Source organism: Anaerostipes faecis, assembly GCF_910574135.1.
Lineage (GTDB): Bacteria > Bacillota > Clostridia > Lachnospirales > Lachnospiraceae > Anaerostipes > Anaerostipes hominis.
The window spans coordinates 24382-50736 of record NZ_CAJSYK010000011.1; the positions used below are offsets into that span (position 1 = coordinate 24382).

At 46.5% G+C, this 26355-nt stretch carries 30 protein-coding genes; 28 read left to right on the forward strand and 2 right to left on the reverse strand.

What is annotated here, in order from left to right:
• Window positions 1-3: 3 nt before the first annotated feature.
• The 15 genes from metF (at window position 4) to QGT46_RS09005 (ending at window position 12638) form a co-directional block, all read left to right on the forward strand.
• Entirely contained in the window at window positions 4-900 is an 897-nt protein-coding gene (gene metF, locus QGT46_RS08935; RefSeq protein ID WP_301590442.1) for a methylenetetrahydrofolate reductase [NAD(P)H], read from the forward strand.
• The gene (locus QGT46_RS08940) at window positions 893-1519 is read left to right on the forward strand and encodes a vitamin B12 dependent-methionine synthase activation domain-containing protein (protein ID WP_024728603.1); all 627 of its coding nucleotides are present in this window, start codon (window positions 893-895) and stop codon (window positions 1517-1519) included. Before metF ends, QGT46_RS08940 begins: the two co-directional genes overlap by 8 nt.
• Window positions 1510-3864 (forward strand): homocysteine S-methyltransferase family protein, encoded by a 2355-nt coding sequence (locus QGT46_RS08945; RefSeq protein ID WP_301590444.1) that lies wholly within the window; start codon window positions 1510-1512, stop codon window positions 3862-3864. The genes QGT46_RS08940 and QGT46_RS08945 overlap by 10 nt, the downstream gene beginning before the upstream one ends.
• Window positions 3864-4589 (forward strand): AzlC family ABC transporter permease, encoded by a 726-nt coding sequence (locus QGT46_RS08950; RefSeq protein WP_301590446.1) that lies wholly within the window; start codon window positions 3864-3866, stop codon window positions 4587-4589. Before QGT46_RS08945 ends, QGT46_RS08950 begins: the two co-directional genes overlap by 1 nt.
• Window positions 4586-4900 carry a branched-chain amino acid transporter permease gene (locus QGT46_RS08955; protein WP_024728600.1) on the forward strand — a complete coding sequence of 105 codons (315 nt, stop codon included), beginning with the start codon at window positions 4586-4588 and terminating at the stop codon, window positions 4898-4900. Before QGT46_RS08950 ends, QGT46_RS08955 begins: the two co-directional genes overlap by 4 nt.
• A gap of 153 nt (window positions 4901-5053) precedes the next feature.
• On the forward strand, window positions 5054-5923 hold the full coding sequence (gene fba, locus QGT46_RS08960) for a class II fructose-1,6-bisphosphate aldolase (protein ID WP_024728599.1): 870 nt from the start codon (window positions 5054-5056) through the stop codon (window positions 5921-5923).
• Window positions 5924-5969: 46 nt separating this feature from the next.
• On the forward strand, window positions 5970-6263 hold the full coding sequence (locus QGT46_RS08965; RefSeq protein ID WP_301590450.1) for a hypothetical protein: 294 nt from the start codon (window positions 5970-5972) through the stop codon (window positions 6261-6263).
• A gap of 66 nt (window positions 6264-6329) precedes the next feature.
• Complete coding sequence (locus QGT46_RS08970; protein WP_148459303.1) at window positions 6330-7028, forward strand: TrmB family transcriptional regulator; 699 nt, start codon at window positions 6330-6332, stop codon at window positions 7026-7028.
• A gap of 1 nt (window position 7029) precedes the next feature.
• Window positions 7030-8280 carry a diaminopimelate decarboxylase gene (locus QGT46_RS08975; RefSeq protein WP_301590455.1) on the forward strand — a complete coding sequence of 417 codons (1251 nt, stop codon included), beginning with the start codon at window positions 7030-7032 and terminating at the stop codon, window positions 8278-8280.
• 404 nt (window positions 8281-8684) lie between these two features.
• Window positions 8685-8873 (forward strand): hypothetical protein, encoded by a 189-nt coding sequence (locus QGT46_RS08980; protein WP_148459308.1) that lies wholly within the window; start codon window positions 8685-8687, stop codon window positions 8871-8873.
• Window positions 8874-8904: 31 nt separating this feature from the next.
• A complete protein-coding gene (locus tag QGT46_RS08985) occupies window positions 8905-9210 on the forward strand; it encodes a hypothetical protein (RefSeq protein ID WP_054335144.1) in 306 nt (101 codons plus the stop codon).
• The gene (locus QGT46_RS08990; protein WP_148459312.1) at window positions 9194-10225 is read left to right on the forward strand and encodes a hypothetical protein; all 1032 of its coding nucleotides are present in this window, start codon (window positions 9194-9196) and stop codon (window positions 10223-10225) included. Before QGT46_RS08985 ends, QGT46_RS08990 begins: the two co-directional genes overlap by 17 nt.
• 22 nt (window positions 10226-10247) lie before the next feature.
• Window positions 10248-10700, forward strand: a complete 453-nt coding sequence (locus QGT46_RS08995) for a hypothetical protein (protein WP_148459313.1) — start codon at window positions 10248-10250, stop codon at window positions 10698-10700.
• Window positions 10701-10824: 124 nt separating this feature from the next.
• On the forward strand, window positions 10825-11628 hold the full coding sequence (locus QGT46_RS09000) for a hypothetical protein (protein WP_148459315.1): 804 nt from the start codon (window positions 10825-10827) through the stop codon (window positions 11626-11628).
• A 110-nt stretch (window positions 11629-11738) separates the two neighbouring features.
• Window positions 11739-12638, forward strand: a complete 900-nt coding sequence (locus tag QGT46_RS09005) for an AraC family transcriptional regulator (protein ID WP_148459317.1) — start codon at window positions 11739-11741, stop codon at window positions 12636-12638.
• Here the strand turns inward: QGT46_RS09005 and deoC are convergent.
• The gene (gene deoC, locus QGT46_RS09010) at window positions 12599-13246 is read right to left on the reverse strand and encodes a deoxyribose-phosphate aldolase (protein WP_301590462.1); all 648 of its coding nucleotides are present in this window, start codon (window positions 13244-13246) and stop codon (window positions 12599-12601) included. The genes QGT46_RS09005 and deoC overlap by 40 nt on opposite strands.
• 215 nt (window positions 13247-13461) lie before the next feature.
• Between deoC and QGT46_RS09015 the strand changes: the two genes are divergently transcribed.
• The 13 genes from QGT46_RS09015 (at window position 13462) to sdaAA (ending at window position 25353) form a co-directional block, all read left to right on the forward strand.
• The gene (locus tag QGT46_RS09015; protein WP_024728591.1) at window positions 13462-15390 is read left to right on the forward strand and encodes a BglG family transcription antiterminator; all 1929 of its coding nucleotides are present in this window, start codon (window positions 13462-13464) and stop codon (window positions 15388-15390) included.
• Entirely contained in the window at window positions 15387-15803 is a 417-nt protein-coding gene (locus QGT46_RS09020; RefSeq protein ID WP_024728590.1) for a PTS sugar transporter subunit IIA, read from the forward strand. Before QGT46_RS09015 ends, QGT46_RS09020 begins: the two co-directional genes overlap by 4 nt.
• A complete protein-coding gene (locus QGT46_RS09025) occupies window positions 15800-16072 on the forward strand; it encodes a PTS sugar transporter subunit IIB (RefSeq protein ID WP_024728589.1) in 273 nt (90 codons plus the stop codon). The genes QGT46_RS09020 and QGT46_RS09025 overlap by 4 nt, the downstream gene beginning before the upstream one ends.
• A 21-nt stretch (window positions 16073-16093) precedes the next feature.
• Entirely contained in the window at window positions 16094-17503 is a 1410-nt protein-coding gene (locus tag QGT46_RS09030; protein WP_148459321.1) for a PTS ascorbate transporter subunit IIC, read from the forward strand.
• A 131-nt stretch (window positions 17504-17634) separates the two neighbouring features.
• Window positions 17635-19245 (forward strand): PTS system mannose/fructose/sorbose family transporter subunit IID, encoded by a 1611-nt coding sequence (locus QGT46_RS09035; RefSeq protein ID WP_148459322.1) that lies wholly within the window; start codon window positions 17635-17637, stop codon window positions 19243-19245.
• A gap of 18 nt (window positions 19246-19263) precedes the next feature.
• The gene (locus QGT46_RS09040; protein WP_148459324.1) at window positions 19264-19671 is read left to right on the forward strand and encodes a PTS sugar transporter subunit IIA; all 408 of its coding nucleotides are present in this window, start codon (window positions 19264-19266) and stop codon (window positions 19669-19671) included.
• A gap of 2 nt (window positions 19672-19673) precedes the next feature.
• The gene (locus QGT46_RS09045) at window positions 19674-20723 is read left to right on the forward strand and encodes a galactitol-1-phosphate 5-dehydrogenase (protein ID WP_148459377.1); all 1050 of its coding nucleotides are present in this window, start codon (window positions 19674-19676) and stop codon (window positions 20721-20723) included.
• A gap of 18 nt (window positions 20724-20741) precedes the next feature.
• Window positions 20742-21416, forward strand: coding sequence for a D-allulose 6-phosphate 3-epimerase (gene alsE, locus QGT46_RS09050; protein ID WP_148459326.1), 675 nt, complete (start codon window positions 20742-20744; stop codon window positions 21414-21416).
• A gap of 13 nt (window positions 21417-21429) precedes the next feature.
• Window positions 21430-21990 (forward strand): 6-phospho-3-hexuloisomerase, encoded by a 561-nt coding sequence (gene hxlB / locus QGT46_RS09055; protein ID WP_301590466.1) that lies wholly within the window; start codon window positions 21430-21432, stop codon window positions 21988-21990.
• Between the two features lie 12 nt (window positions 21991-22002).
• On the forward strand, window positions 22003-22473 hold the full coding sequence (locus QGT46_RS09060) for a PTS sugar transporter subunit IIB (RefSeq protein WP_148459329.1): 471 nt from the start codon (window positions 22003-22005) through the stop codon (window positions 22471-22473).
• Between the two features lie 16 nt (window positions 22474-22489).
• Window positions 22490-23530, forward strand: coding sequence for a galactitol-1-phosphate 5-dehydrogenase (locus QGT46_RS09065; protein WP_024728582.1), 1041 nt, complete (start codon window positions 22490-22492; stop codon window positions 23528-23530).
• Between the two features lie 258 nt (window positions 23531-23788).
• Entirely contained in the window at window positions 23789-24451 is a 663-nt protein-coding gene (sdaAB, locus tag QGT46_RS09070; protein ID WP_148459331.1) for an L-serine ammonia-lyase, iron-sulfur-dependent subunit beta, read from the forward strand.
• Between the two features lie 11 nt (window positions 24452-24462).
• A complete protein-coding gene (gene sdaAA, locus QGT46_RS09075; RefSeq protein ID WP_148459333.1) occupies window positions 24463-25353 on the forward strand; it encodes an L-serine ammonia-lyase, iron-sulfur-dependent, subunit alpha in 891 nt (296 codons plus the stop codon).
• Window positions 25354-25407: 54 nt separating this feature from the next.
• On the opposite strand, the gene QGT46_RS09080 is transcribed toward sdaAA, so the two are convergent.
• Window positions 25408-26265: a tagatose bisphosphate family class II aldolase gene (locus tag QGT46_RS09080; protein WP_301590472.1), complete on the reverse strand. Its 858-nt coding sequence runs from the start codon at window positions 26263-26265 to the stop codon at window positions 25408-25410.
• Between the last annotated feature and the right edge of the window lie 90 nt (window positions 26266-26355).

Here is a 26355-nt window from a genome sequence, read left to right on the forward strand (position 1 = left end):
CAGATGAAGATATCAGAATTACTAAAAGAAAAGGCTACCATTTCATTTGAAGTATTCCCGCCCAAGAGCAAAGAAGGGGATATTTCTTCCATCTATTATACCATTGAGGAACTGGCAAAACTTGACCCGGATTTTATCAGTGTTACATACGGAGCCGGTGGGTCTTCCAAGGGAAAGACCGTGGAGATCGCATCGGTCATTAAAAATAAGTATCAGATCGAGTCCGTAGCCCACCTAAGCTGCATCACATCCACAAAAGAAGATATTCTCACGGAATGCAGGGCATTAAAGGAGCACAATGTCGATAATATCCTGTCACTGAGGGGAGACTATCCTGTGGGAGAAGAAGAAAAATACCGGGGAATGGATCTGGAGTTTCACTATGCCAGCGAACTGAACAGATTTATCAGGGAGAATTTCGGGGAATCTTTCTGCCTTTCCGGGGCATGTTATCCGGAGGTCCATCAGGAAGCGGACTGTTTCCGGGATGATCTGGAGGCACTGAAAAAAAAGGTGGATGCAGGAGCAGAATACCTGATTACCCAGATTTTCTTTGACAACAGCTATTATTACCGGCTGGTGAAAGAAGCGAGAAAAATAGGAATCACTGTTCCGATCCTTGCAGGGATCATGCCGGTGACGAATGCAAAATCTCTTTTGCGCACGGCCAAACTGTGCGGCTGCTCCATTCCGTTCCAGCTTTCCACAATGATTGAGACTTATTACAATTATCCTGAAGCGATGAAGGAGATCGGGATCAACTATGCAGCCCACCAGATCATCGATCTGATCACGAACGGGGTGGACGGGATTCACATTTACACGATGAATAAGCCCGAAATCGCGCAGAGGATCTTCGGAAATATTCCGACGGTGTTAAAAGAGCTGAATCATGATTAAAGAAAATGCACTGAAATACTTAGGGCATACGGGGCAGCAGATCACGGATGAGATGGAAAGCCTGCTGGATGAATGTATCCGGGAGGTGAAACAGGTTTCCCAGCCCAAGGCTGTTTCCCGCAGGTTTGAACTGTTCGGAGCTCTGCCGCAGATAAAAGAATTGGGACTGTCTCTTCCCGGGGATCAGATCCGGGAGGCTTTTTTGCAGTGCAGCCACTGCCTTTTTATCGGAGCAACTCTTGGAGTCACCCTAGAGCGGAAGGTAAAATACTACGAAAAGAGCAACATGACAAAAGCGGCTGTTATGGATGCGGTGGGAAGCGCTTATCTGGAAGCTTACTGCGACGAGTATGAAGAAGGGCTGGGGTATCCAAACAGATCATACCGCCTCTGTCCGGGCTATGGTGATATTCCGCTGTCCCTCAACCGGGAGATCGCAAGAGTGCTCGATGTCGGGAAAACTCTTGGGGTCACGCTTACGCCCGATCATCTGATGATTCCCCAGAAATCCATGCTGGGTCTCATAGGTATCGGCACGCCTGAGAGGAAGAAACAGTGCGGACAGTGTGTGATGAGAGAAGACTGTGTATTTAGAAAGAGAGGCCAGAGATGTTACTAGACAGAATCGGAAAAGACTTACTCATATTTGACGGAGCCATGGGGACCCAGCTTCAGAAGGCGGGGCTCCGTGCCGGAGATATCCCTGAAGAATTAAATATTGACAGGCCGGAGCTGATCATTTCCATCCATGAAAAATATCTTGAGGCCGGAGCGGACTTTATCACGACCAATACGTTCGGATGCAATGAACTGAAAATGCAGGAGTCAAAGTACGAATACCGGGATATGCTGCGTGCCGCGGTTTCCAATGCAAATGAGGCAAGAAAAAATGCAGGACGTGAGCATGATGCCTATATCGTACTCGACATCGGTCCCATCGGACAGCTTCTGGAACCCATGGGTACCCTTACGTTTGATGAGGCCTATGACATTGTTCTTTCGCAGGTGGAAACGGTGAAGGACGATGTGGATGCAGTCCTTTTTGAGACGATGAGCGATCTGTATGAGGTGAAGGCAGGTATTCTGGCGGTGAAAGAGCATACGTCCCTGCCGGTCTTTGTGACTATGACCTTTGAGCAGAACAGGCGGACGCTGTCCGGAAATGATCCGGTCACCTTTGTAAATACGGTGCAGGGGCTGGGAGCGGATATGCTGGGTGTCAACTGTTCTTTAGGACCGGCAGAACTCGGGCCGATCATTGAAGAAATTTTAAGTGTATCTTCTGTGCCTGTGATGATCCAGCCCAACGCAGGTCTTCCGTGTCTGGAACATGGAGAGACTCATTATCATGTGACCGGCGATGAATATGCCCGGCTGATGCAGGGATATTTACAGGACGGAATTTCCGCTGCGGGAGGATGCTGTGGGACGACTCCCGAATTTATCAGGAAGTTAAAAGCCGCAGCTCCGAAAAAAGCGGCTCCGAGAAAGATTGAAAAGAAGACAAGAGTATCCAGTCAGACAAAAACCGTCACATTCGGAGACCGGGTCATTGTCTGCGGGGAACGGCTGAATCCGACGGGAAAGAAAAAATTGAAGCTGGCCCTGAAAGAAGAACGGTATGATGAACTCGTATCGGAGGCGATCAAACAGGATGAGGCGGGAGCCGATGTGCTGGATGTAAATGTGGGCCTGCCGGGCATCGACGAACCGGAGACGATGAAACATGTGGTAAAACTTCTCCAGGAAGTGATCACCCTTCCGCTTCAGATCGACAGTTCCAATGCCCGGGCCATTGAGCTGGCATGCCGGTATTACAACGGGAAACCGCTGATCAATTCTGTCAACGGAAAAGATGAAGTCATGGAAGCTGTTTTTCCTATTGTGAAAAAGTACGGGGGCGTTGTAATCGGTCTGACTTTAGATGAGGGGATTCCTCTGAAAGCAGAAGAGCGGTTTGAGATAGCACAAAAAATCATTGCGAAGGCGGCTGAATACGGCATCGGGAAAGAAGAGATCATCATCGACTGCCTGACCCTGACGGCTTCTGCACAGCAAAAGGAAGTAAAGGAAACGTTAAAAGCCATCGAGATGGTAAAGAAGCTGGGAGTCCATACTGTTTTGGGCGTCTCCAACGTCTCCTTCGGCCTTCCGAACCGTCCGCTCTTAAACCGGACATTTCTCGCACTTGCCATGCAGGCCGGACTGGATCTGCCGATCATCAATCCGCTGGACAGGGAGCTGATGGGCACCATCGATGCGTTCCATGTATTGTTTTATAAAGATATCGACAGTGAAAGCTACATCAGGAATCAGTCAAATACGGCAGAGACGAAGACAGCGGTTCAGACGGAATTCTCGCTCCATGACATTATCATCCACGGACTGAAGGAGGAAGTGGAGGCAAAGACGAGAAAAGAACTGGAAAAGAAAGAACCGCTGGAACTGATCAATGAGGTGATCATTCCTGCACTGAATGTAGTTGGAAAGGATTATGAGACCGGAAAGATCTTTCTTCCTCAGCTGATCCAGTCGGCAGAGACGACAAAGAAAGCCTTTGAGGTTGTAAAGAAGTGCTTCAGCGCCGGCGCAAACGAAGAAAAAGGACCGGTCCTTATGGCTACCGTAGAAGGAGATATTCACGATATCGGGAAAAACATTGTCAAAGTCGTTCTGGAAAGCTACGGATACCGTGTTATCGATCTGGGCAAAGATGTGAAGATTGAAAAAGTGGCGGAGGCATGGAACAAGTATCAGCCGAAAGCCATCGGTCTGAGCGCACTGATGACAACCACGGTCGTATCTATGGAAAAAACCATTCAAAGACTCAGGGAGGAAGACTGTACCTGTCCGATCTGGGTGGGAGGAGCAGTACTCACGGAAGATATTGCAAAAAATATCGGAGCCGACTACTATGCGGAGGATGCCATGGCATCTGTGGCCCTCCTGGAAAGGATTATTTAATGCCTGGAAGGGTAGAAACAGTGAAAAACACGAAAGAATATTTCAGATATGCAGTCAAAAAATCCATACCGGTATTCTTCGGATATATATTTTTGGGCATTGCTTTCGGCATCCTCATGGCAAAGACAGGATACGGGCCGTTCTGGACACTGGCTGCAAGCCTGTTTATTTATGCCGGATCTATGCAGTTTGTATTAGTGTCTTTTCTTGCAGCCGGAGCGCCCCTGGGCCTTGCGGCGCTGACAACACTGTTTATCAATGGCAGACATATGTTTTATGGTCTCTCATTCGTGGAACGTTTCCGGAAAATGGGCAGATATTATCCTTATATGGTATTCTCTCTGACAGATGAGACGTATTCGGTCCTCTGCTCCATTCCGGACGAAAAAGCAGAGGCGGAACCCAGGATCATGTTCTGGATCTCAGCGCTGGATCAGACTTATTGGGCAGCTGGTTCCCTGATTGGGGCGCTGGCCGGAGGGCTGCTTCCGTTTGATTTTAAGGGCATCGAATTCTCTATGACAGCACTGTTTTTGGTGATTTTTCTGGACCAGTGGAAAAATTCCAAAAAGCACGGGGCAGCGGCAGCAGGACTGGCCGTTTCAGTATTCTTTTTGATTCTGCTGGGACCGGACCGGTTTTTACTGCCATCGCTGCTTGTTCTTGCGGCAGTCATGTGCCTTGGTTTTATAAGAGAGGAGCAAAAGGGGGAATTGAAGGAATGATGAAGACGATTTCTATTATGGCAATAGTAGCATTTGTGACACTTTTTACGAGAGTACTTCCGTTTGTATTATTTGGAGGAAAGAAGGGTATGCCTAAAATGATCGGATATCTGGGAAAGGTACTGCCTGCGGCCATCATTGCGGCTCTTGTAGTATATTGTTTCAAGGAACTGACGATCCAGCCTGCCCTTCAAAAGCTGTGGAGTCTGTCGGCAGGAGCGGCAGTCATTCTCCTGCACCTTTGGAAAAGGAACACCCTGGTCAGCATTGCCGGGGGAACAGTGCTGTATATGCTGCTCATACGGATATAAGAGATGGAACAGCTGGAACAAATGCAGTACGTTTTGCCTGTAAGCCCCGGCTTTTTTGGGGACCCTGTGACTTGCGCAACTTGGTCAAATAGGATATAATAAGTTTGATGTGAAAAAAATAACAATTCATTAAAGAATTATGGAGGATTTATCATGTTAGTATCAGCAAAAGAGATGTTAAATAAGGCAAAAGCCGGACACTACGCTGTAGGACAGTTTAACATCAACAATCTGGAGTGGACAAAGGCAATCTTATTGGCAGCAGAAGAGACAAGATCCCCGGTGATCTTAGGTGTTTCTGAAGGTGCCGGAAAATATATGACAGGATATAAGACAGTGGTTGGAATGGTAAATGGAATGTTGGAAGAATTAAATATTTCCGTTCCGGTTGCCCTTCACTTAGACCATGGTTCTTATGAAGGATGTAATGCTTGTATCGAAGCAGGATTTTCTTCTGTTATGTTCGACGGATCACACTACCCGATCGAAGAGAATATTGAAAAAACCAAGGAATTGGTTCAGGTAACAAGAGGAAAGGGAATGTCTATCGAAGCTGAAGTAGGCTCTATCGGCGGAGAAGAAGACGGAGTTATCGGAAAAGGTGAATGTGCTGATCCTGAGGAGTGCAAGGCGGTCGCTGACTTAGGTGTTACGATGCTAGCAGCGGGAATCGGAAACATCCACGGAAAATACCCTGAAAACTGGGAAGGCTTAAGCTTCGAGACATTGGATGCGATCCAGAAGCTGACAGGAGACATGCCTTTAGTACTGCACGGTGGTACAGGAATCCCTGATGACATGATCAAAAAAGCAATAACTCTCGGAGTTGCAAAGATCAACGTAAACACGGAGTGCCAGATTGCATTTGCCGAAGCTACACGCGGATACATTGAAGCAGGCAAGGACAGAGAAGGAAAAGGATTTGACCCACGTAAATTACTCGCTCCTGGTACAGAGGCGATCAAAGACATGGTGATCACAAAGATCAAGTTATTCGGATCTGAAGGAAAAGCAGACGAATAAAAATAATATATTAGGAAAGCGCGTCTCTAAATGAGATGCGCTTTTTGTGTATGAAAAATTCCAAATTAAAGTTTCTGGCAGTATTTTCTTTGTCTCATGGATCAGGAAAAAACTGGTAAGAGCATTGGAGTTCATGGAAGACGGAACAAAGAATATTTTCCTGATCTTCAGTCTCAGCTGGTTTTTTACCATGGTATTGTTTAATGTACAATTTACTTATCCCCAAAACCGGATTCTGAAGCTCCTGTGTCTGCTTGTGCTGGCGCTGAATGTCACCTTGAATTTTATTATTATTTACTATTTGGTAGTAAATTATAAAAATATAAATGATTTTATTTAATTTATTGACAAAAAAATGTCGCCGTATTATAGTATTCCTATAAAGGAACACGAACGGAGGCGCAGAATGGAAAATGTTGAATGTCTGATGAATTTCGGACTGACCAGGCAGGAAGCGAATCTCTATGTTCTTCTGGTCTTGGAGGGAGAACTGAATGGATATGAGGCAGCGAAAAAAAGCGGCATCTCCAGGTCCAACACCTACAATGCGCTGGCAGGACTTGTGGAAAAAGGGGCCGCCTATATGTCCGAGGAAGACACTGTGAAATATCAGGCAGTGCCTGTGGAAGAGTTCTGTGACAATAAGATCCGGGACTTGAAAAAAAGCAAAAAAGAACTTGCTGCAAAACTTCCGAAACAGAGGATTAATAAGGGGGCATATCTGACCATTAAAGGGGAAAGACAGATCCTTGACAAGTTTACGAATATGCTGAGGGAGACAAAAGAACGGGTCTATGTGTCTGCTTCCAACGAAAAGCTGAACATGTTCCGGGAGTATTTTACCGATTTAGTCGGCCGCGGCATCAAAGTAGTGATCATTACCAATGAGCCTTTTGAGCTTAAAGGGACCATCATCTATCTGACGGAACATAAGAAAGAACAGATCCGCCTGATCACAGACTCTACCTATGTGCTCACGGGAGACCTTGTGGACCGGTATAATGCAGCCTGTCTGTATTCCAGCAATCATAATCTGGCAGAGGTATTCAAAGACGCTCTCGCCAATGAGATAAAACTATTAGAAATCAAGAAAGGGAATCAATAAAATGGCAAAAAAACCGTTTGTAACAAAAGAGCAATTAGATGACATCGTAAAAAAGTATCCGACACCGTTTCATTTATATGATGAAAAAGGAATCCGGGAGACTGCACGGAATTTAAATAAGGCATTTTCCTGGAACAAAGGATTTAAAGAATATTTTGCTGTAAAAGCGACACCGAACCCTACGATCTTAAAGATTTTAAAGGAAGAGGGATGCGGAACTGACTGTTCCTCACTGACAGAACTCATGATGTCTGACCGCTGCGGATTTGATGGAAGTGAGATCATGTTTTCTTCCAACGACACACCGGCTGAAGAATTTGTGCTTGCGAAAAAACTGGGAGCCACGATCAATCTGGATGACATCACTCATATTGACTTTCTGAAAGAAGCAGCGGGAATCCCGGAAGTCATTTCCTGCCGGTACAATCCGGGCGGTGTGTTCTCTCTGGGGACAGATATCATGGATAACCCTGGAGATGCCAAGTACGGCATGACCAGAGCTCAGATGACAGAGGCGTTTTTGAAACTCAAAGAACTGGGCGTCAAAGAATTCGGAATTCATTCTTTCCTGGCCAGCAACACGGTAACAAATGAATATTATCCGACCCTTGCAAAACAGCTGTTTGAACTGGCAGTGGAACTTCAGAAAGAGACCGGTGTGCACATCGGATTTATCAATCTCTCAGGCGGCGTTGGTGTCCCTTATCTTCCGGATCAGGAGGGCAATGACATCGCAGTGATCGGTGAAGGAGTACACAAGGCTTTTGATGAAGTGCTTGTCCCTGCGGGCATGGGAGATGTGAAGATCTTTACGGAACTGGGCCGCTATATGCTGGCGCCGAACGGTCATCTGGTGACAAAGGCGATCCATGAAAAGCACACCCACAAAGAATATATTGGCGTGGATGCCTGTGCGGTCAACCTGATGCGCCCGGCGATGTACGGAGCTTACCACCACATCACTGTCATGGGAAAAGAAAATGAGCCGTGTGACCACATGTATGACATCACCGGATCTCTCTGTGAAAATAACGATAAATTCGCCATCGACAGAAAGCTTCCCGAGATTGAGAACGGAGACCTGCTGGTGATCCATGACACCGGAGCACATGGTTTTGCCATGGGATATAACTATAATGGAAAATTAAAATCAGCGGAGATTTTATTGAAAGAGGACGGAAGCACGGAGATGATCAGAAGGGCTGAGACGCCGGAAGATTATTTTGCTACGATTGAAGGGTTTAACTTCTAAAATCCCATAAGATAGAAAGTGAACTGCTCCCAGACAAGTATATAACTAAAAAATATTAAATTTTCACTGCCAGTAGCTAATACTACTGGCAGTTTTTATGCTATAAACAAAAATTGTTATGTTATTAAAGTAAAATTAAAATCTCAAGAATATTTACAATTTTTTCTAAAAGCAATTTCTATCTAATATCAAACGATTTATTGGGATTTTTATATTTTTCTGAAATTATTGTATGATTTATACTGGAAAATGTCTGAAATATAAAAGCGTTGTGTTATAATGGCTATATTAATAGTTTTAATTGCTGCATTAGTTATTAAGAGGAGAGTGATAAATTTAATTATGAAAGCTCAATAAAATAACTAGTAGGGATAGATTTTTAACGCAATAAGGAGAAGAAGCCTATGAAGAAATTATTACATTTATTGTTTTGCTTATCACTAATATTTAGTTTTTCTGTGACTGTGCAGGCTGAGGATAGTAATAAAATTTATTATGCAGATAAAATACCAGATTATATGCTTCCATTAAGTGAAATTGAATTTGTTAACAAGGGGTATAGTTCCTACGGTATATACATGGGGAAAGCATAAAAACACAATAGCAATCTCAAATGGAGTTGTCATGGGAGCAGGACGAGGCACAACTTTTACTGATAAAATTGGACAAAAAAACTGGAAATTGAGAAAAGGTGACGTGGCGACAAAGGCAAAATATGATAATGTCAGATTCGGATTAGATGTAACAGTTGAAGCAAATCATAAAAAGACGAAAAAGAAAGTCAGAAAAATATTAAAAAAACATGATATTGGAGGAATGCCGGATGCAGTGGTTGATATCTGGAAAACTGGGTGTTCTTATTGGGGATATACTTATAGTGCCAGTACATCAATTAATAAAGTGACGATTGCCCATGCAGCGATTTACTAAGGGTTTAAAAATAGTTCCGGCATTAGTACTGATTATTTTACTAACCGGCTGCCAGAAACATCAGCCGTCAAAAAATAATCCGGAGGATGAGCTGGCAATTTCAATCATGACAACCAGGAACGGACAAAAGGCAGGTACATTTGAGAGTGATATTTATCTGTTTGACATAAAAACTGCGAAAACAAAAAAGATAGCGACAGTTCCGTATACCTCTCAATATCCGCTTTCTGTATATGATCCTCAGAAAAAGCTGCTCTATTATTCATCCAGGTTAAAAGGGACACATGAGGATGAAGTCTTTGTATATGACTGCAGGACAAAGGAAACAAGGCAGCTGACCGACTGGTGTGATGTCCTGAATTATATGTTTATCAAAGAAGATAAGCTGTATCTTGCTGCAATGGATACGAAAAAAACAATCATTACATCATACTGGTGTGACAGAGAGACAGGAAAGCCAACAGATTTAACATGGGATCACGATCTCTTTGTGGATTACGTGACATACAATCCTTTGACAAAGGGTTTGTACTGTAATCTTTATTCCGACAGAGAATCATATAAAAGGCTCAATGAACCTGAAAATGGGATCAGACAAAGATTCTATCAAATCAAACCGGATGGATCTTTCAGACTGATCACAGAAGAGAAAAGGAAGATCATTGGTTCTCTTGTGGCAAACAGCCGAAAGATGCTCTACATAAGGAAAAATACAAGCGTGCCCAATGTTCCCGAAATGAAAGGCTTAAAAGAACAGATCATAGAAGTGGTGTCCTATAATTTTCAGTCAAAAAAGAAAACGGTTTTATCAGAGAAAGATAAATCATTGTACCGGATGGGTTTTATCTACCTGGACAAGAAGGGAACGACTCTCTATGGGCTGAAAAAGGGGCTGGGACTGGGAGATCCCGATAAACTGGTATCCTATGATCTGAAAACTCACAAAGAAAAAATTTTGTTTCAATATCCCGGCACAGAAGGTGCCATCAATAATGCATGTGTCGTAAAAAAATAAAAGGCTTGCAGGAGGTGTATGAATGTTAAAGAGAAAATTATTATGGTGTTTAGTAATCTCCTGTTTTCTTCTGCTGATGTTTGGTACCGGCAGTCAGGCAAGGGGACGAGAACAAATAATAGAATCAACCGAGATACCTGAACCAATGCAGCCGGGCAGTGAGATTGTGTTTGTAGACAGCAGTCATTATAAAATTTTAAAAGGGGGACTTCCGCCCAAAAAACTGAGAGAAGAAGATAAAAATCTTTCAAAAGACTCGGAGTTAGAAGAAGGACTTGTGATCAGAGAAGAATATCCAGTTCCCAAAAAAGGGGTAAAAGTAACTTATGCAGATGATGGATACATTAACCGGATTTTATATCATGGAGAGGACTACGAAGGTTCCGATCATGTAGAAATAAACAATGTTGATATAGGAGAGATATTTTCAAAATGGACTGCTCCTGTTCTTTTGTTTTTCTTTGAGAAGGTATAGTCATCGGCCGTTATTCACTCTGTCAGAGCCGTTAATCACTGGAAAAGCATTTACATCATAAAAACCTCCTGTTATATTTGCGTCATAAAAGAAACCGGATGAAAAGCAAAGACAGGAGGTTTTTATGGGTACATATCGAAGATTTGCATTTAAAGATGGAGTTTATATTAATAAAAATGCAGGGCGGGAATTTGATGAGGGAATCAAAGATTTGTTTCCGGATGTGTCGGCAGTGTGTCATAATTTTAGCTTTTCTCAGATAGAAAAAACAATTTTTTATACACTGTCAAACTTTTCTGATAATCCGGAAGCCGCAGCAGCGAATCTGCATAACCTTTCTCTTGCAGTTGCACATTTAGATCAAAACTCGGATGCCTATCTAAATTCAATAGAATTGATAAAAATTATTGCAGTTAGCCTTGAGCCTCAAAGTCCGGAACAGGCGGAGAGCCTATGTGATTGTTTGAATAAGCTTCTGTATATCTTAAACAGTGCTCCTGAAAATCTCAGGTATGGAAACAGCAGGTGGAATTCTTCCATCGGAGAGGAGTTTGACCCGCAGTTCTGGTGTTATGTGAATAATGAGGGTAATCTTCTTTCTTCAGATACCGGAATACAGGATTCAGAGGATATTCAATTACCGGATGATCCCATAGAGGAAGGATTTTATCTCTATGATGAGGAAGAAGGATCGGTATTAGATTATATTATTGAGCAAGTAAAACCTGAGTCCCAGATCAGTATTTATACTGCATTAAATGAACTGTATGATAAACCGTTTATTTATTCTTCTTCTAATCTGGGAGAAGAGTTTTATCCGTCAACACATTCTAAGATCAAGCCATCTGACAAGCCGATCTATCACTGGGGAGTGACAAAACGTGATTCCCAAGGGACAGAATTAGAATGGGGATGGAAAAAGCTGTAATCTATGAATTAAAAATTTGGTGATGCGGAACTGATTGACAATACGGGACTCCATGTGTAAGATTAACTCGTTACAGAGAAAGAAGTATTTTTGTAAAAAGAGAGGTCATCATGGGTCATATTCCTGTCTACGGAATGGAACATACATTTTTGGATGAAAAAACCGGGCTCCTGTATCGGAATTCCCGGTTCAAAGAGACGGCGTCTATCCATACTCACACCTTTTATGAATTTTTTATCGTCGCAGAAGGGAGTGCCCTGCACCTTGTCAATGATTCCATCCAGACGATCACACAGGGGGATCTTGTCTTTATACGGCCGAAAGATACCCACAGCTATCAGTTCTACTATTCGGATGACTTCCGTATTATAAATATCGGATTCAGTGAACAGCTGCTGCAGAATATACGGTTATTTCTGGATCACACGGCCATGCTCCGGACGCTGACGGAGTCGGAGCTGCCGCCGTGTGTCCGCTTAGATAAATCCGGCAGGGAGGAAATCAGTGTGCGGTTTGAGGAGATCGGCGCCCTCATGGACACACCAAAGATCCAAAAGACCGTATTTTATGCGAAATGCTGTCTTGCAGACGTATTCACAAGGTATTTCTTTTCCTATGACACGGAGGAGATTCCCACAGTCAGCTGTCCTTCCTGGTTTCAGCCCATGCTGAACGAGATGCAGAAATTTGATAACCTGAGGATCGGGTTTTCGAAAATGATCGAATTGTCCTCATGTTCTTCCAATCATCTGTGCAGAGTCTTTAAGTCTGTTATGTCCGTGACTCCAACTGAGTATATCAACAATAAGCGTCTGGAATATTCGGTTTATCTTCTCACACAGACCTCCAAAGAGATCATAGAGATCAGCATGCTGTGCGGCTTTTCTTCCCTGAGTCATTTTTATCATCTGTTTAAAAAGAAATACCAGTGTCCGCCGTCCAGGTTCCGGAAAATGAACGGGAATTACATTCAGGATTCCAGTCCTAAAACAACAGGAACGGATTTGTAGCCCACACCCATTCTGTCGATTCCCATATCGATCAGCTGTAAGAAATGTTCTCTTGTGCGGATGCATCCGCTTCCCTTGATCTTACACTTCTCACCTACTTCGTCCATCATGAGCTGTATGACATCCGGCGCCGCTCCCCGCAGTTCATATCCGGTGAGGAAACCTGTACTTGTCTTTACAAAATCTGCACCTGCCTCCATACAGCAGCGGCAGGTTTTTTTGATCTGTTCTTCTGTGAGAGCATCAGTCTCAAAGATCACTTTTAATTCCTTGCCGTATTTGTGTGCGGTATCGGCACAGGCTTTCAGGTCCGCAGTGACCTTTTCATATTCTCCTGAGCGGATCAGGCCAAAGTTTGCCACAACATCGATCTCCGTCACGGTATCGTATCCGGCCGCGATCTCGACCTGTGCGGTTTTGGATTCGGTAGCGCTGGTTCCGAAAGGAAAATCCGTGACCGGACAGAGGCCCGTTTCAGTGCCTTCCACATACGGGGTACAAAGTTCAATATAACCCGGATTGATGCAGATGGTGGCACATCCTAATTTCACTCCGTCTTTTGTCAGTTCTATGATATCTTTTTCATAGTATATCTCCTGTATTTTCATTGTTTATCACTGTAATTGCAATATATCATCATTTCAGGTGCATTTCTTGTCTTATAAAATCATTATATTGTAATATATTGATATGATGAGGCGGCTTTCCTGTTTCTGGAACAACTTAAGAACTTCTTCATATGTGGAAAGCTTTTGGCATAGCTTTCAGGCTTGCGGATGTGCTACAATTTTAATAAGCTTCAGTAGAAGGAGAGAGGACATTGTTGACAGAGAGACAGTTGCAATTAGTAAAATACCTTCAGGAATGTGACGGTTATACGACGGCGGGAAAACTGGCAGAGGTGTTTCATGTCAGCAGCAGATCGATCCGCAACGATCTGGATGCGGTTCAATATTATTTGAAAGGACTGCCGGTGGAAATCGAACGCACACCTAGGCTCGGTGTCCGTCTCATTGTCAAAAAGGGATTTGATATCACAAGCCTTTATTTCAGCAATGAGATCAAAGTCTATTCCAGGGAAGAGAGAGTGGTCATCATCACTGTGCTGCTGATGATCTCAGAGAAAGTGACCATCGAGCAGCTGGCCGAGAAGCTTCAGGTCAGCAAGAACACGGTTGTACAGGATCTGAGGCCGGCAGAAGAGTTTTTGAAAAAGCACGAAGTGCGGCTCATCAAAAAGTCCTACTACGGGATGTCCCTGAAAGGTGACGAAGAACAGATACGGAATACATTGTTTAATCTATACATAAAGACGGTCAGTGAGGGCTCCCTGAACATTCTTCCTATTCTGAAAGAGTATGGGGCAGCGGACCCGGATGAAGGGATGCGCATGATCCGGAGAGTGGAGGCAGCCATGGGCATCCGGTTTGCGGATGAATCCATCGGGGAACTGGAAAGCATGATTCTTGCGTCACTGTGCCGGATTCGGTGGGGGTTTCATGTCCGGGGAGGCAGCTTGGACGACGCGGACGGCATTTACAGAGAAGCGATCCTTTCCGGACTCCCCGGTTTTCAGGTGACAAAAGGGGATCTGGACTATTTTGTCATGCTGTTCCAGAGTACGAAACGGATGGACGGGGAGAGTCTTGAAAATTGGGATGAGGACGGCAGGGTGAGGCAGGCCACAGAGCAGCTGATCCGGAAGTTTTGCAGTGATTTAAAGATCAGCAGTGAGATTGACCCGGAGATTCAAAGACAGATTATGATGCATTTAAAAGTGGCGGTGTTCCGGCTGAAAAATAAAATAAAGATCAAGAATCCTCTGCTGGAGGATATAAAGTATTCCCATTCCTTTATGTATGAGCTGACGGAACGGCTGCTCAAAGGGCAGGAAGAGATGCTGGGCGTGGTATTTCCCGACGCTGAGATCGCTTATACGACCATGTATTTTGAAGTGCTGTTCCAGGAAAACTTCAGCCTGAATCTGTCACCGGAGGTCGTGCTCGTCTGCGGGGGAGGCACGGCGACAGCAGTGCTGTTAAAACAGCGGATTTCAAAATATTTTCCGGAACTCCGGGTCAGAAAAATCTGCAGGGTCAGCGATGTGGAGGAGGAAACTGAAAGAAGCCGGCCGGACTTTATCATCAGCACAGTTCCGCTGAGTCTTAAAAATCAGCAGGTCATTCACGTAAATCCACTCTTAAATTCTCCTGATATTGACCGGGTGAAAAATATTATTTCCGTCCTCGCATACAACAGAAAGAACCAGTATCTGGTCCACAGAATCCACCAGACGATGCAGAGGGGGATCGGGGACCTTTTAAAAGAAGAATACTGCCGGTTTGATGCAGAAACAGATGACTGGAAGGAGGCCATCGCCATGGCCTGTAAGCCGCTGATCAAAAACGGCCTTGTGAAGCCGGAGTATGTGGAAGAGATGATCCACATTGTACAGAACCTGGGGAACTATATGGTATTTATTCCGGAGATTGCTTTCGTCCACGGGAGGAAAGACAATGTCCGGGAAAACTGCATCAGCCTGATGAAGCTAAAACATCCCATTGATTTTGGGAGCAAGGCAAAGGTAGATGTGAAAGTCATCATTGTCCTCGGAAATATCACCGAGAACGAGAATCTGGCAGATTTGGTCCGGATTCTGGCGTGGGAGAACAACATGGAAAGAATTAAGCATATCAGTTCTTATGAGGAACTTCTTTCTCTTAGATCTGAAGAGGGAGGCGGCAGCCTATGATTTGTGCCGAAATCTTGGAGGAAGTCAGTGAATATACACAGGCTATCAGAAAAAGCTGTGAGATACTCGAGCGGTATGGCATGGTGACCGGGGAATATTACCGGGGGATCATTGACAATATCGGAGAATACGGTGGATATTTCTATCTGGGGGAAGGGGTGTGCATGCCCCACGCAAAACCGGAGACGGGTGTTTTGTCCACGGGACTGTGCATCATAAAACTAAACACACCGGTGGATTTTGAAGGGAAGAAAGTCCGCATTTTTTTTACGCTGGCGGCCAGGGATGAGGCGGCCCATTTTGTACTGATGAAGCAGATCGCTGGCATCTGTTCGGAAAAGCAGAGCCTGAAAAAGATGCTGGAATGCAGAAGCAGTGAGGAAATGCTTATGATGATGGAGAAAGAACAATGAAAAGGATCATGACAGTCTGCGGCACCGGCCTCGGGTCAAGCTTCCTGGTGGAAATGAATATACAGAAGATCCTGAGAGAGCTTGGGAAAGAGCAGGAGTTTGAGACATGCCATTCCTCAGTATATGAGATGAGTGCCATGGACGCAGACTATTTTATCGTGGCAAACGATTTAAAGGACAGTATTCCTCCTGTGGAACATTTGATCGTACTGGAATCCCTGATTGACGAAGATGAATTGAGAGAGAAACTGACAACGTTCTTGTCTTAAAGATAAAAGAGGGATATATATATGTTAAAAATGCTGAGAGACCTGGTACTGGAACCGTCCATCGTGGTCGGAGGCATCGTCTTTTTAGGTCTGGTGCTGCAGAGAAAAAGTCTGGAGGCCACGGTAAAGGGAACTCTTAAATCGGTCATAGGGTTTATGGTTATCCGGATCGGGGGAAATATCATCACAGAAAGTGTGGAACCTTTTGGAAGGATGTTTCAGTACGGATTTCATGTATCCGGAGTGATCCTGAGTGTGGAAGGAGCCGCGGGAATTGCCGTGGGCAAGTACGGAATGGAGATTTCCGTTGTCATGCTGCTTGGGATGACAGTCAACCTGATTCTGGCCAGGATCACCAGATTCCGCTATGTGTTCGTGACCGGGCATCAGACGTTATTCATGGCAGGCATGATCGTCGTATGTATGAAAGGCGCGGGGATCAGCGGATGGATTTTTTATGCCATCGGAGCCCTGGCTCTTGGGATTCTGATGGTATTTTCGCCTGCCATCCTGCAGAAATATACGAGGCAGATCTGTAAAAACGACTCGGTGGCTTTGGGACATTTCGGAGGAAGCGCTTATTTTCTGTCTGCGTGGCTGGGAGGAATATACGGAGAAAATTCAAAGTCCACAGAAGAGATGCGCATTCCGAAAAAACTGGCGTTTCTGCGGGATTCTTCGGTTACCGTATCCATTACGATGATTGCCATGTATGTGGTGGCGGCTCTGGCCTGCGGCAGTGAATTTGTAGAACAGAATCTGTCAGAAGGAAAAGATTATCTGGTCTATGCCATCGTCCAGGGGCTGACCTTTGCCGTGGGATTTACTGTGGTCATCACCGGTGTGCGCTGGTTTATTAATGAGATCGTGCCCGCGGTGAAGGGGATTGCGGATAACTGGATTCCCAATGCCAAACCGGCAGTGGACAGCCCCGTCGTCTTTCCGTATGCACCCAATGCCCTGATTGTGGGATTCATCTCGTCTTTTTTGGGAGGGCTTATTTCCCTCGGTATTATGATCGCATGTAATCTCACCGTGATCCTTCCGGGGGTCGTTCCGCATTTTTTCTGCGGCGCCACGGCAGGAGTCTATGGAAATTCCACGGGAGGAAGAAGGGGAGCCATTCTGGGCGGTTTCCTAAACGGAGTGCTGATTTCTTTTCTGCCGGTGATTTTTCTGCCGCATTTGGGGGAACTGGCAAACGCCTCTGTCACATTTCCGGATGCGGATATGGGCTTTGCGGGAGTGTTTCTGGGAGACTGGCTGAATCGGATCGGAAGCTACGGGACTCTGACGATCCTGATCGGCATTGTAATCATCATGATCCTGATCCCCGAAATGATGGATGACATGGAAGAAAACCAGGACGAATGGTTTACATTTGACACCGATGAGATCTTAAAAGAATCAAAAATGACGAATAAGAAATAACAGGGAAAAGCGGGGATCTGCGTTGGGCAGGTTCCCGCTTTTCCGCATTTCAGGAAATTAATTGGTATGGCGGCAGTTTTCTTATGCCGGTAGACTATACTTATCAGATAACAGAAAAGGAGGAAAGTATTATGTTAATTTCAGCAATCTTAGTCGCGCTGATCGCCATTGGAAGCCAGTGGTGGTTCAGCCACACAATCACCCGTACATGGCTGTATCCAATCTGGGCGGGATTCCTTGTAGCGGTAGCTATGGGAGAACCGGTCCTCGGAATGAAGGCCGCAGCCTATATCCAGCTCACATACCTTGGATGGATCACAGCCGGAGGTACCATGCCGGGCAACCTGATGGTAGCGGGAGTGTTCGGAACGGCGCTGACCATCATTTCCGGGGCATCACCGAATCTGGCACCAACCTTTGCGGTGCCGTTCAGCCTGCTGGGAATTCTGATCAACCAGGCCTACATGACCATCAACAGTTTTTGGGTACATAAGGCAGATCAGTACTTGGAGAAAGGAAATATCCGCGGATTAAGGCTTATGAACTACCTGCCGTCCGGAATCACTGCCACAGTTCTCTACGGAATTCCGGCATTTGCCCTCGTGTATTTCGGAGGAGATTTTGCAACCAACGCCTTAAAGGCAATACCGGAGCCGATGATCGCAGCGTTAAATGTGGTTGGGGCACTGATGCCGGCACTTGGAATCGCAATGCTGTTAAGCTTTCTCGGCAAAAAGAAAATCGTGGCATTCTTTTTTATCGGTTACTTCCTGACCATCTACGCAAAAGTTGATACCATGGCGGTGACTGTATTTGCGGCGGCTGTAGCAGTCCTGATCTATCTCTTTACGGGAAAATCAGAACAGGCCGCAGAGGCGGAACAAATCGAAACAGTCTCCCCGGAGGAGACCGATGTGCAGACCGGCGGCAAAAAACTTTTAAAAAAAGATCTGGTCAAACATTTTCTTCTCGGATATTCCAGCGAGACCTGTTATAACTACGAGCGTCTCCAGGCACTGGGTACGACCAATGCCATGGTGCCGATTGTAAGAAGGCTCTATGAGACAAAAGAACAACAGGCAAAAGCGTTAAAGAAGTATATGGTATTTTTCAACACGGAACCTTCATGGATTGGAACCGTTATTCACGGAGTTACAGCATCCATGGAAGAACAGTCTGCCAACGGAGCAGACATTGACGCAGAAGACATCAATGCGGTTCGTACAGGATTAATGGGACCGATGGCGGGAATCGGGGACACAGTTTCCCAGGGTATCGCTTATCCGATCTTAGCCGGAATCGCCTGCAGCCTGGCGCTGGCCGGAAATGTAGCCGGACCGATCCTGTTTGAGGTTGCGTACAAAATTCTGATGATCGGTATGGGATATGCCATGTATATGATGGGATATAAGCAGGGAAAAAGTGCCATCGTAAAAATCTTAAGTGCAGGAACTTTAAACAGAATCACTGAAGCATTCAGTATCGTCGGACTGATGGTTGTCGGAAATATGGCGGCTACCAGAGTTAATATCAAGACTCCGATCGCATTTAAAGTCGGGGAAGTAGGAATCAATCTTCAAAATATCTTAAATTCTCTGCTGCCTGGAATGCTGCCTCTGATCGCGACGCTGCTTGTGTGGAAGCTCCTGAGCAAGAAGGTGAAGCCGACCTATATCATCGTTATCATCTTTGTAGTAGGCGTTATCACTTCACTGATCGGCCTGCTGGCCGTGGCATCATAGCAGACGGAGGAATGAGACATGGTTGGAGTTTTATTAATCAGTCACGGACTGCTCTGCCGGGGACTTGCTGACAGTGTCTCCATGGTAGCAGGAAACATAGAACAGTCAGAATGTATTTCCCTGAAGCCGGGCCAGGACCCCGGAGAGTTTAAGGAAAAGGTGAGGCAGGCAGTGGAAGAACTGGACACCGGCATGGGGGTCCTTGTGCTGACGGACCTTTTAGGAGGGACTCCGTTTAACAGCATCGCCATGCTGTGCCAGGAATATCCGGCAGCAGTCATCACCGGAGCCAATATGGCCATGGGGATTGCCGCAGCGCTTCAGAGGGAGGAGGACACGACGCTCTCAGAACTTGCAGAGATCTGTGAACAGGCGGGACATGATGGCATAAAGAGGCTCGACATTCAGGAGAAAGGAACGGCGTGAAGATGAAAGCAGTGAGACTAAATAAAATCGGAGATTTCCGGATGGAAGAAGTGCCCCTTCCGGAGATAAAGGGAGAAGAACTCCTCGTGAAGGTGGAGGCCTGCGGGATCTGCGGCTCCGATCTTCCCAGGGTGTTTGAGCTGGGAGCACATGTTCACCCTATCACCATAGGACATGAGTTCGCGGGGACGATCGTAAAAGCAGCAAGGGAAGAGGACCAGGAACTGGTAGGGAAGACGGCGGCCGTCTTCCCGCTCATCCCATGCGGAGAGTGTGAATTTTGTAAAACTGGGCACTATGCTCAGTGTGCGAATTATAACTACCTGGGGTCCAGGTGTGACGGCGGATTTGCGGAGTACTGCGTCATCCCGTCCCGCTGGAATCTGGTATTTTCAGAAAACCCCGAAGTTACAAAGGAAGAACTGAGTCTGGTGGAACCGGCCACAGTGGCACAGCATGCGGTGAGAAGATCAGGGATCAAAGCCGGACAGACCATTGCTGTCTTCGGGGCAGGTCCCATCGGTATCATGGCGGCCCGATGGGCAGAACTTTTCGGCGCCGGGAAAGTGGTCTTGTTTGATATAAATGAAGAAAAAATTGAATTTGCCAGAGAGCGGGGACTGACCATCTTAAATTCTATGGAAGAAGATCCGGGAGACGGACTCGCAAGAGTGCTGGGAACGGATCATGTGGATGCAGTCATCGAGGGAACCGGGACTTCTGCAGCCCTTAACCAGTCAGTGGAGATCGTAAGAACTTTCGGACGGATCGCCATGCTCGGAAATCCCCACAGGGATACTTCTTTAAAGCTTAAGAATCACAGCAGCATCCTGAGAAAAGAAGTCGATATCGCAGGCGTGTGGAATTCCTATTACGCACAGATGCCTCTCAATGAATGGCAGTATACGGCAGAGATGATCGACGCGGGCAGACTCAAGGTGAATGACCTGATCACCCATACGTCCGATCTGGAACATTTGAGTGAGCTGTTTGAGCAGATTTATCATAAAGAAATCACGATCTGCAAGGCAATTTACAGCTCTAAGGCCTGAGAGAAAGGGGACAATTTTATGAAAGAGAAGTTTTCTGTCTCCCTGATGTGTATGGATTTTCTGAATGTCGGGGAACAGCTTAACATATTAAATGACTGGGTGGGAATGTACCACGTGGACATCATGGACGGTCATTACTGCAAAAATATCACCCTGTCACCGGATCTGGTGAAGAGTTTTAAGAAGGTCTCCAAAGTTCCGCTGGACGTACATCTGATGACGACCAATCCGGAGGACTGGATTGACCCGGTGGCAGAGGCAGGTGCGGATATCATATCTCTGCACGCTGAGACGATCAACGGGCAGGCATTCCGGCTGTACAACAGGATTGAGGAACTGGGATTAAAAGCAGGGCTTGTTTTAAACCCGGCAACTCCTCTTTCTGAGGCGGCTCATTACCTGAACCGGATTGACCTGCTGACCATCATGACCGTGGATGTTGGCTTCGCCGGGCAGCCGTTTATCGAAGAAATGCTCGTCAAGATCCGGGAGGCAAAGCGGATAAGGGAAGAAAAGGGATACCACTATCAGATACAGATCGACGGGTCCTGCAAGTCTTCTACGTTTAAAAAACTCACCGAGGCAGGTGCGGACATTTTGATTCTCGGAAGCTCCGGGCTGTTCGGACTGGACAAAGACCTGAAAACAGCCTGTGTGAAAATGACGGAAAGTTATAAAGCAGCTCTGGAGTGACAGGGAGGATAAAGTGGAATATAAAGATTTTAAAGAATTGATTCTGGGAGAACTTGACCAGTCACTGGCAGCGGTAGACGGACAGGAGGTCCGGGCACTGACGGAGATGATACTTCATGCGGAAAAGATATTTGTCACAGGTGTCGGAAGAGTCTTCATGATGATGGAAGCTTTTGCCAAGAGGCTGAATCATCTGGGTATCGATGCATTTTGTGTGGGAGATGTGAATGAGCCCGCGATCACCGAGAAAGACGTGTTAATCGCCGGTTCCGGCTCAGGAGAGAGTCTGATTCCTCTGGGACTTGTGAAAAAGGCAAAACAGTTCGGCGCGTCGGTGATCCATATCGGTTCCAATGCGGAAAGCTCCATGGCTCCCTATGAGGATCTGTTCGTGAGGATTCCGTGCAGGACAAAGCTTGGCCTGCCGGACGAGATCGAGTCCGCACAGATCATGAGCAGCCTGTTTGAGCAGAGTCTTCTTTTGCTCTTGGATGCGGCGGCGCTGATGATCATGCAGGAAGAGCAAATTGACGACGTGGATTCTCTGTGGGAGAAGCACGCAAATCTGGAATAGGAGGATACAAAGATGGAACAATTATTGCTTGCAAGGGTAGATGACCGGCTGATTCACGGACAGGTGATGACCGCGTGGATGAAGCTTCTGCCTGCAAAAGAAATATTAATCGCAGATGATAAGGTGGCAAAGGACCCGTTTATGACACAGGTGCTCACCATGGCGGCTCCGGCAGGGGTAAAGGTGAAAGTCTATTCTGTAGAGGAGGCGGCAAAAGCGCTGAAAGACGGTCTGAAAGTCCCATCCATCATACTGGCAAAGACACCGCTGACCTATGAAAAGATCGTGGACCTGGGGGCTCATATTCCTGAGATCAACATCGGAGGCATGGGAATCAGCGGCGAACGAAAGACTTTGTATAAAAATATTGCAGCTGATCCGCAGGAACGGGATGCCATCAGAAAGTTTCTGGATCAGGGAATCCAGGTGAAGATTCAGGTGATTCCTGCCGACAAGGTTGTGGATGTTGCCGGTCTCTTATAGAATGGGGGATACAGGGATGAAAGCTATGAGACTTCATGAAATAGGGAAATTTACACTGGACGAAGTGGAAGTTCCAAAGCCGCAGGGACACGAGATCCTTGTGAAGGTGGAAGCCTGCGGGATATGCGGCTCCGACATTCCCAGAGTCTATGAGCTGGGAACAAAGGTTTATCCGGTTACCCTCGGACATGAATACGTGGGCACGGTTGTGAGTGCCGGAAGTGAGGAGGATCAGGAACTTATTGGGAAAACCGGAGCAGTCTATCCGGTGGTTCCGTGCATGGAATGCCCCAGCTGCCGGATCGGCCAGTATGCCCAGTGTGAGAGCTACAAGAATTTGGGTTCCAGAACGGACGGCGGCTTTGCCGAGTACTGTCTGCTACCTTCGAGGAAACACCTTATATTCCCTGAAAATACAAAGGTATCTGCCGAACAGCTGGCTCTTGTGGAGCCTGCCTGTGTGGCCCTCCATGCGATTCGCAAGGGGGAGATCAAAGGCGGAGATACGGCAGTGATCTTCGGTGCAGGGCCCATCGGCATCCTGACGGCCCGCTGGTGCGGACTGTTCGGCATCCAGGCCGTATTGGTGGAGATCAGTGAGGAAAAAACAGAGTTTGCCAGGGAAAAAGGACTGGAAGTCATAAGTCCTGCGGACGGAGAGATACCGGAACAGATCCGGGCAATGACCGGAGGACACATGGCGGACGCGGTTATCGAAGGGACCGGAAGTTCTCCGGCGTGGAATCAGGCAGTGGAATGTTTAAAACCTTTTGGAATGCTGGTGCTTCTTGGAAATCCTCATCAGGACACAGTGCTCAAACTTGACAGCCACAGCCAGATACTGAGGAAAGAGTTACGGCTTACCGGGGTGTGGAATAATTACTATAATGACCTTCCGTTCAACGAATGGCAGTATACCGCGGACAGGATCGCCGATAAAAGTCTGAAAGTAGACGACCTGATCACCCACAGCGCCGATCTTGAACACCTGAAGGAATTGTTTGACCAGATATATAACAGAGAAATAACCATATGCAAGGCCGTCTGCCGGCCTTAAAAATAAAAGTCTGTATCACTCCTATAGTCGGAGGAGGATACAGACTTTTTCATTTCAGTAGGAAAGTTCTGCGACCTTCCCCATGAAATAAAAACGCTCTGCAGGTTGTGCACAGATGCGTAAGGAAATCATTTGACTACGTCAAATCGCATCTGGCACGCAAAGTTTAAAAGCCCCTCAAAGATTGAGATTATTCATAAAATCGGAAAAACGAAACATACTGATGAAAAGTAAAAAACAAACAATGGAGATAAACACATGAATTTGTATGACATTATGGGGCCGGTTATGGTAGGCCCGTCCAGTTCCCACACGGCAGGAGCTGTCAGGATTGGCCTGATTTCCAGGAAGCTTTTAGGAGAGAAAGTTCAAAAGGCCGAGATTTTATTTCACGGTTCCTTTTTTGCCACCGGTACCGGACACGGCACAGACCGGGCAGTCATCGCGGGACTTTTGGGAATGGCACAGGATGACCTGAGGATTCCGAAAAGCCTTGAGCTGGCCCGGAAACAGGGAATGGAATGGACGTTTGGAAGAGCGCACTTGAAAGATGTTCATCCAAACAGTGTAAAGCTGTGCCTCACAGGAGAAAGCGGAAGAAAACTTGAAATCGTGGCGAGCTCTCCCGGAGGCGGAAGAGTGGAGATCTGTCAGATGGATGGTCTTTACACGTCTTTTTCCGGTGATATGCCTGTACTGATCGTTCACAACCAGGACAGCCCCGGACATGTGTCTGCGGCTGCATCTCTGCTTGCAGACGCAGGAATAAATATAGCGTCCATGCGGCTCTCCAGGGATCGGAGAAACGGCAGTGCGGTCATGGTGCTGGAATGTGATCAAGAGATACCGGAAAAAACGGTGAGACAGATCGAAAAGATGAAAGGAATCCAAAAAGCCGCCAGTCTGGCGGGCATGGATTGAGGTGAAGGAACATGGGCTTTGGATCGATGGCGGATATGGAAAAGGCGGCAGCAGCTGCGGGGATTCCTCTCTGGAAAGCGGTCATGGAGGAAGACATGAAAGAGCGCAGTGTATCAATGCAGGAGACAATGGATAAGATGAGGGAGCGTTATCATGCCATGAAACAGGCAGATGAGGACTATGAGGAGAATTTAAAATCTTTCAGCGGCCTGTCCGGCGGTGACGGTGCAAACATGCATCGGTTTGTCCGGGAAGGAGAAGCCGTCTCCGGCGGCTTTATGGGGATGGTCGTCACAAGAGCATTGAAAATGGGAGAATCCAACGCCTGCATGAAACGGATTGTGGCCGCGCCCACGGCAGGAGCCTGCGGCGTGGTGCCGGCAGTCTTTCTGACGTATGAACAGTTTTATCGGATACCGGAAAGAACGATGATCGAGGGGCTTTTCATGGCCGCTGGAGCCGGTCAGGTCATTGCCCGCAGAGCCAGTATTTCCGGTGCACAGGGCGGCTGCCAGGCGGAGGTTGGGACCGCGTCTGCTATGTGCGCGGCGGCGCTGACCTCCATTCGGGGAGGAAGTAATGAACAGATCCTTTCGGCAGGAGCATTTGCCATGAAAAGCCTGCTCGGACTGGTCTGCGATCCCCTGGGAGGACTGGTGGAAATACCGTGCATCAGAAGAAATGTGGCGGGAGCCGTCAGCGCAGTGGCCTGTTCGGACATGGCGATGGCTGGAATTCTTACGAGAGTGCCATTTGACGAGGTGATCGATGCCATGGGAGAAATCGGAGAAATGATGCCGGGAGGACTCAAAGAGACAAGCCAGGCAGGGCTTGCCGTCACAGAGACCGGAAAAAGGGTCGCTCTCGATCTGGCCCAGAGGAATCAGACTCCCCAATGTTAAAAAAATACCCGGCCTGTAAATGTTAAGGCCGGGTATAAGTATCTTTATTTTAATTTAGTAACGGTTCTGGCTGTTGCACATCTTGATCTTTTCTTCCACAACAGCTGCCATTGCTTCTTTTGCTTCCTTTGTGTAAATCCTTGGATCGTTGGCATCCGGATTTTCAACCAGGGTCTTTCTCAGTTCCCGAGAGTAAGGAATTTTTAATTCCGTAGCAATGTTGACCTTACAGATTCCAAGCTCGATCGCACGTCTTACAGCGTCGCCCGGGACACCGGATGCACCGTGGAGCACAAGCGGTATAGATACTTCCTCACGAATCTCTGCCAGACGGTCGAAGTCAAGCTTTGGCTCCTCTTTATATAAACCGTGGGCGGTACCGATGGCTACAGCCAGGGAATCAATGCCCGTGCGGGCTACATAGTCGGCAGCCTGTGCAGGATTTGTGTACATGGAGTCCTTTTCGTCTACCACAAGGTCATCCTCGCGTCCGCCTAAACGTCCGAGTTCTCCCTCTACGGTAACATCATGGAGATGAGCATAAGCCACGACTTTCTTTACTTTTTCTATATTCTCTTCATATGGAAGGCTGGAAGCGTCGATCATAACAGATTTTGTGCCAAGGTCGATGGATTCTTTGATACCGTCAAATTTTTCATGGTGGTCCAGGTGAAGTGCCACCGGAACATTATATTTTTTAGCAGTTGTCTCGACGATCGCCTGAAGATAATCACGGTTTGCATAAGAAAATGTACCCGGAGTGCCTGCCAGAATGATCGGAGAGCCAAGCTTTGCAGAAGTCTCTGCCACTACCTGAATCGTCTCTAAGTTGTGAATGTTAAATGCCGGCACGGCATATCGTTTTTCCTGTGCATCTAATAACATATGTCTGGTTGATACCATCTTACTCATATTCATCCTCCTAAAGCTTTCCTGCTTTTTGTCTTAGTTTAACCATTTACATTATAAAAAAACCGGGGGTGAAAATCTTTTCAGGTTATG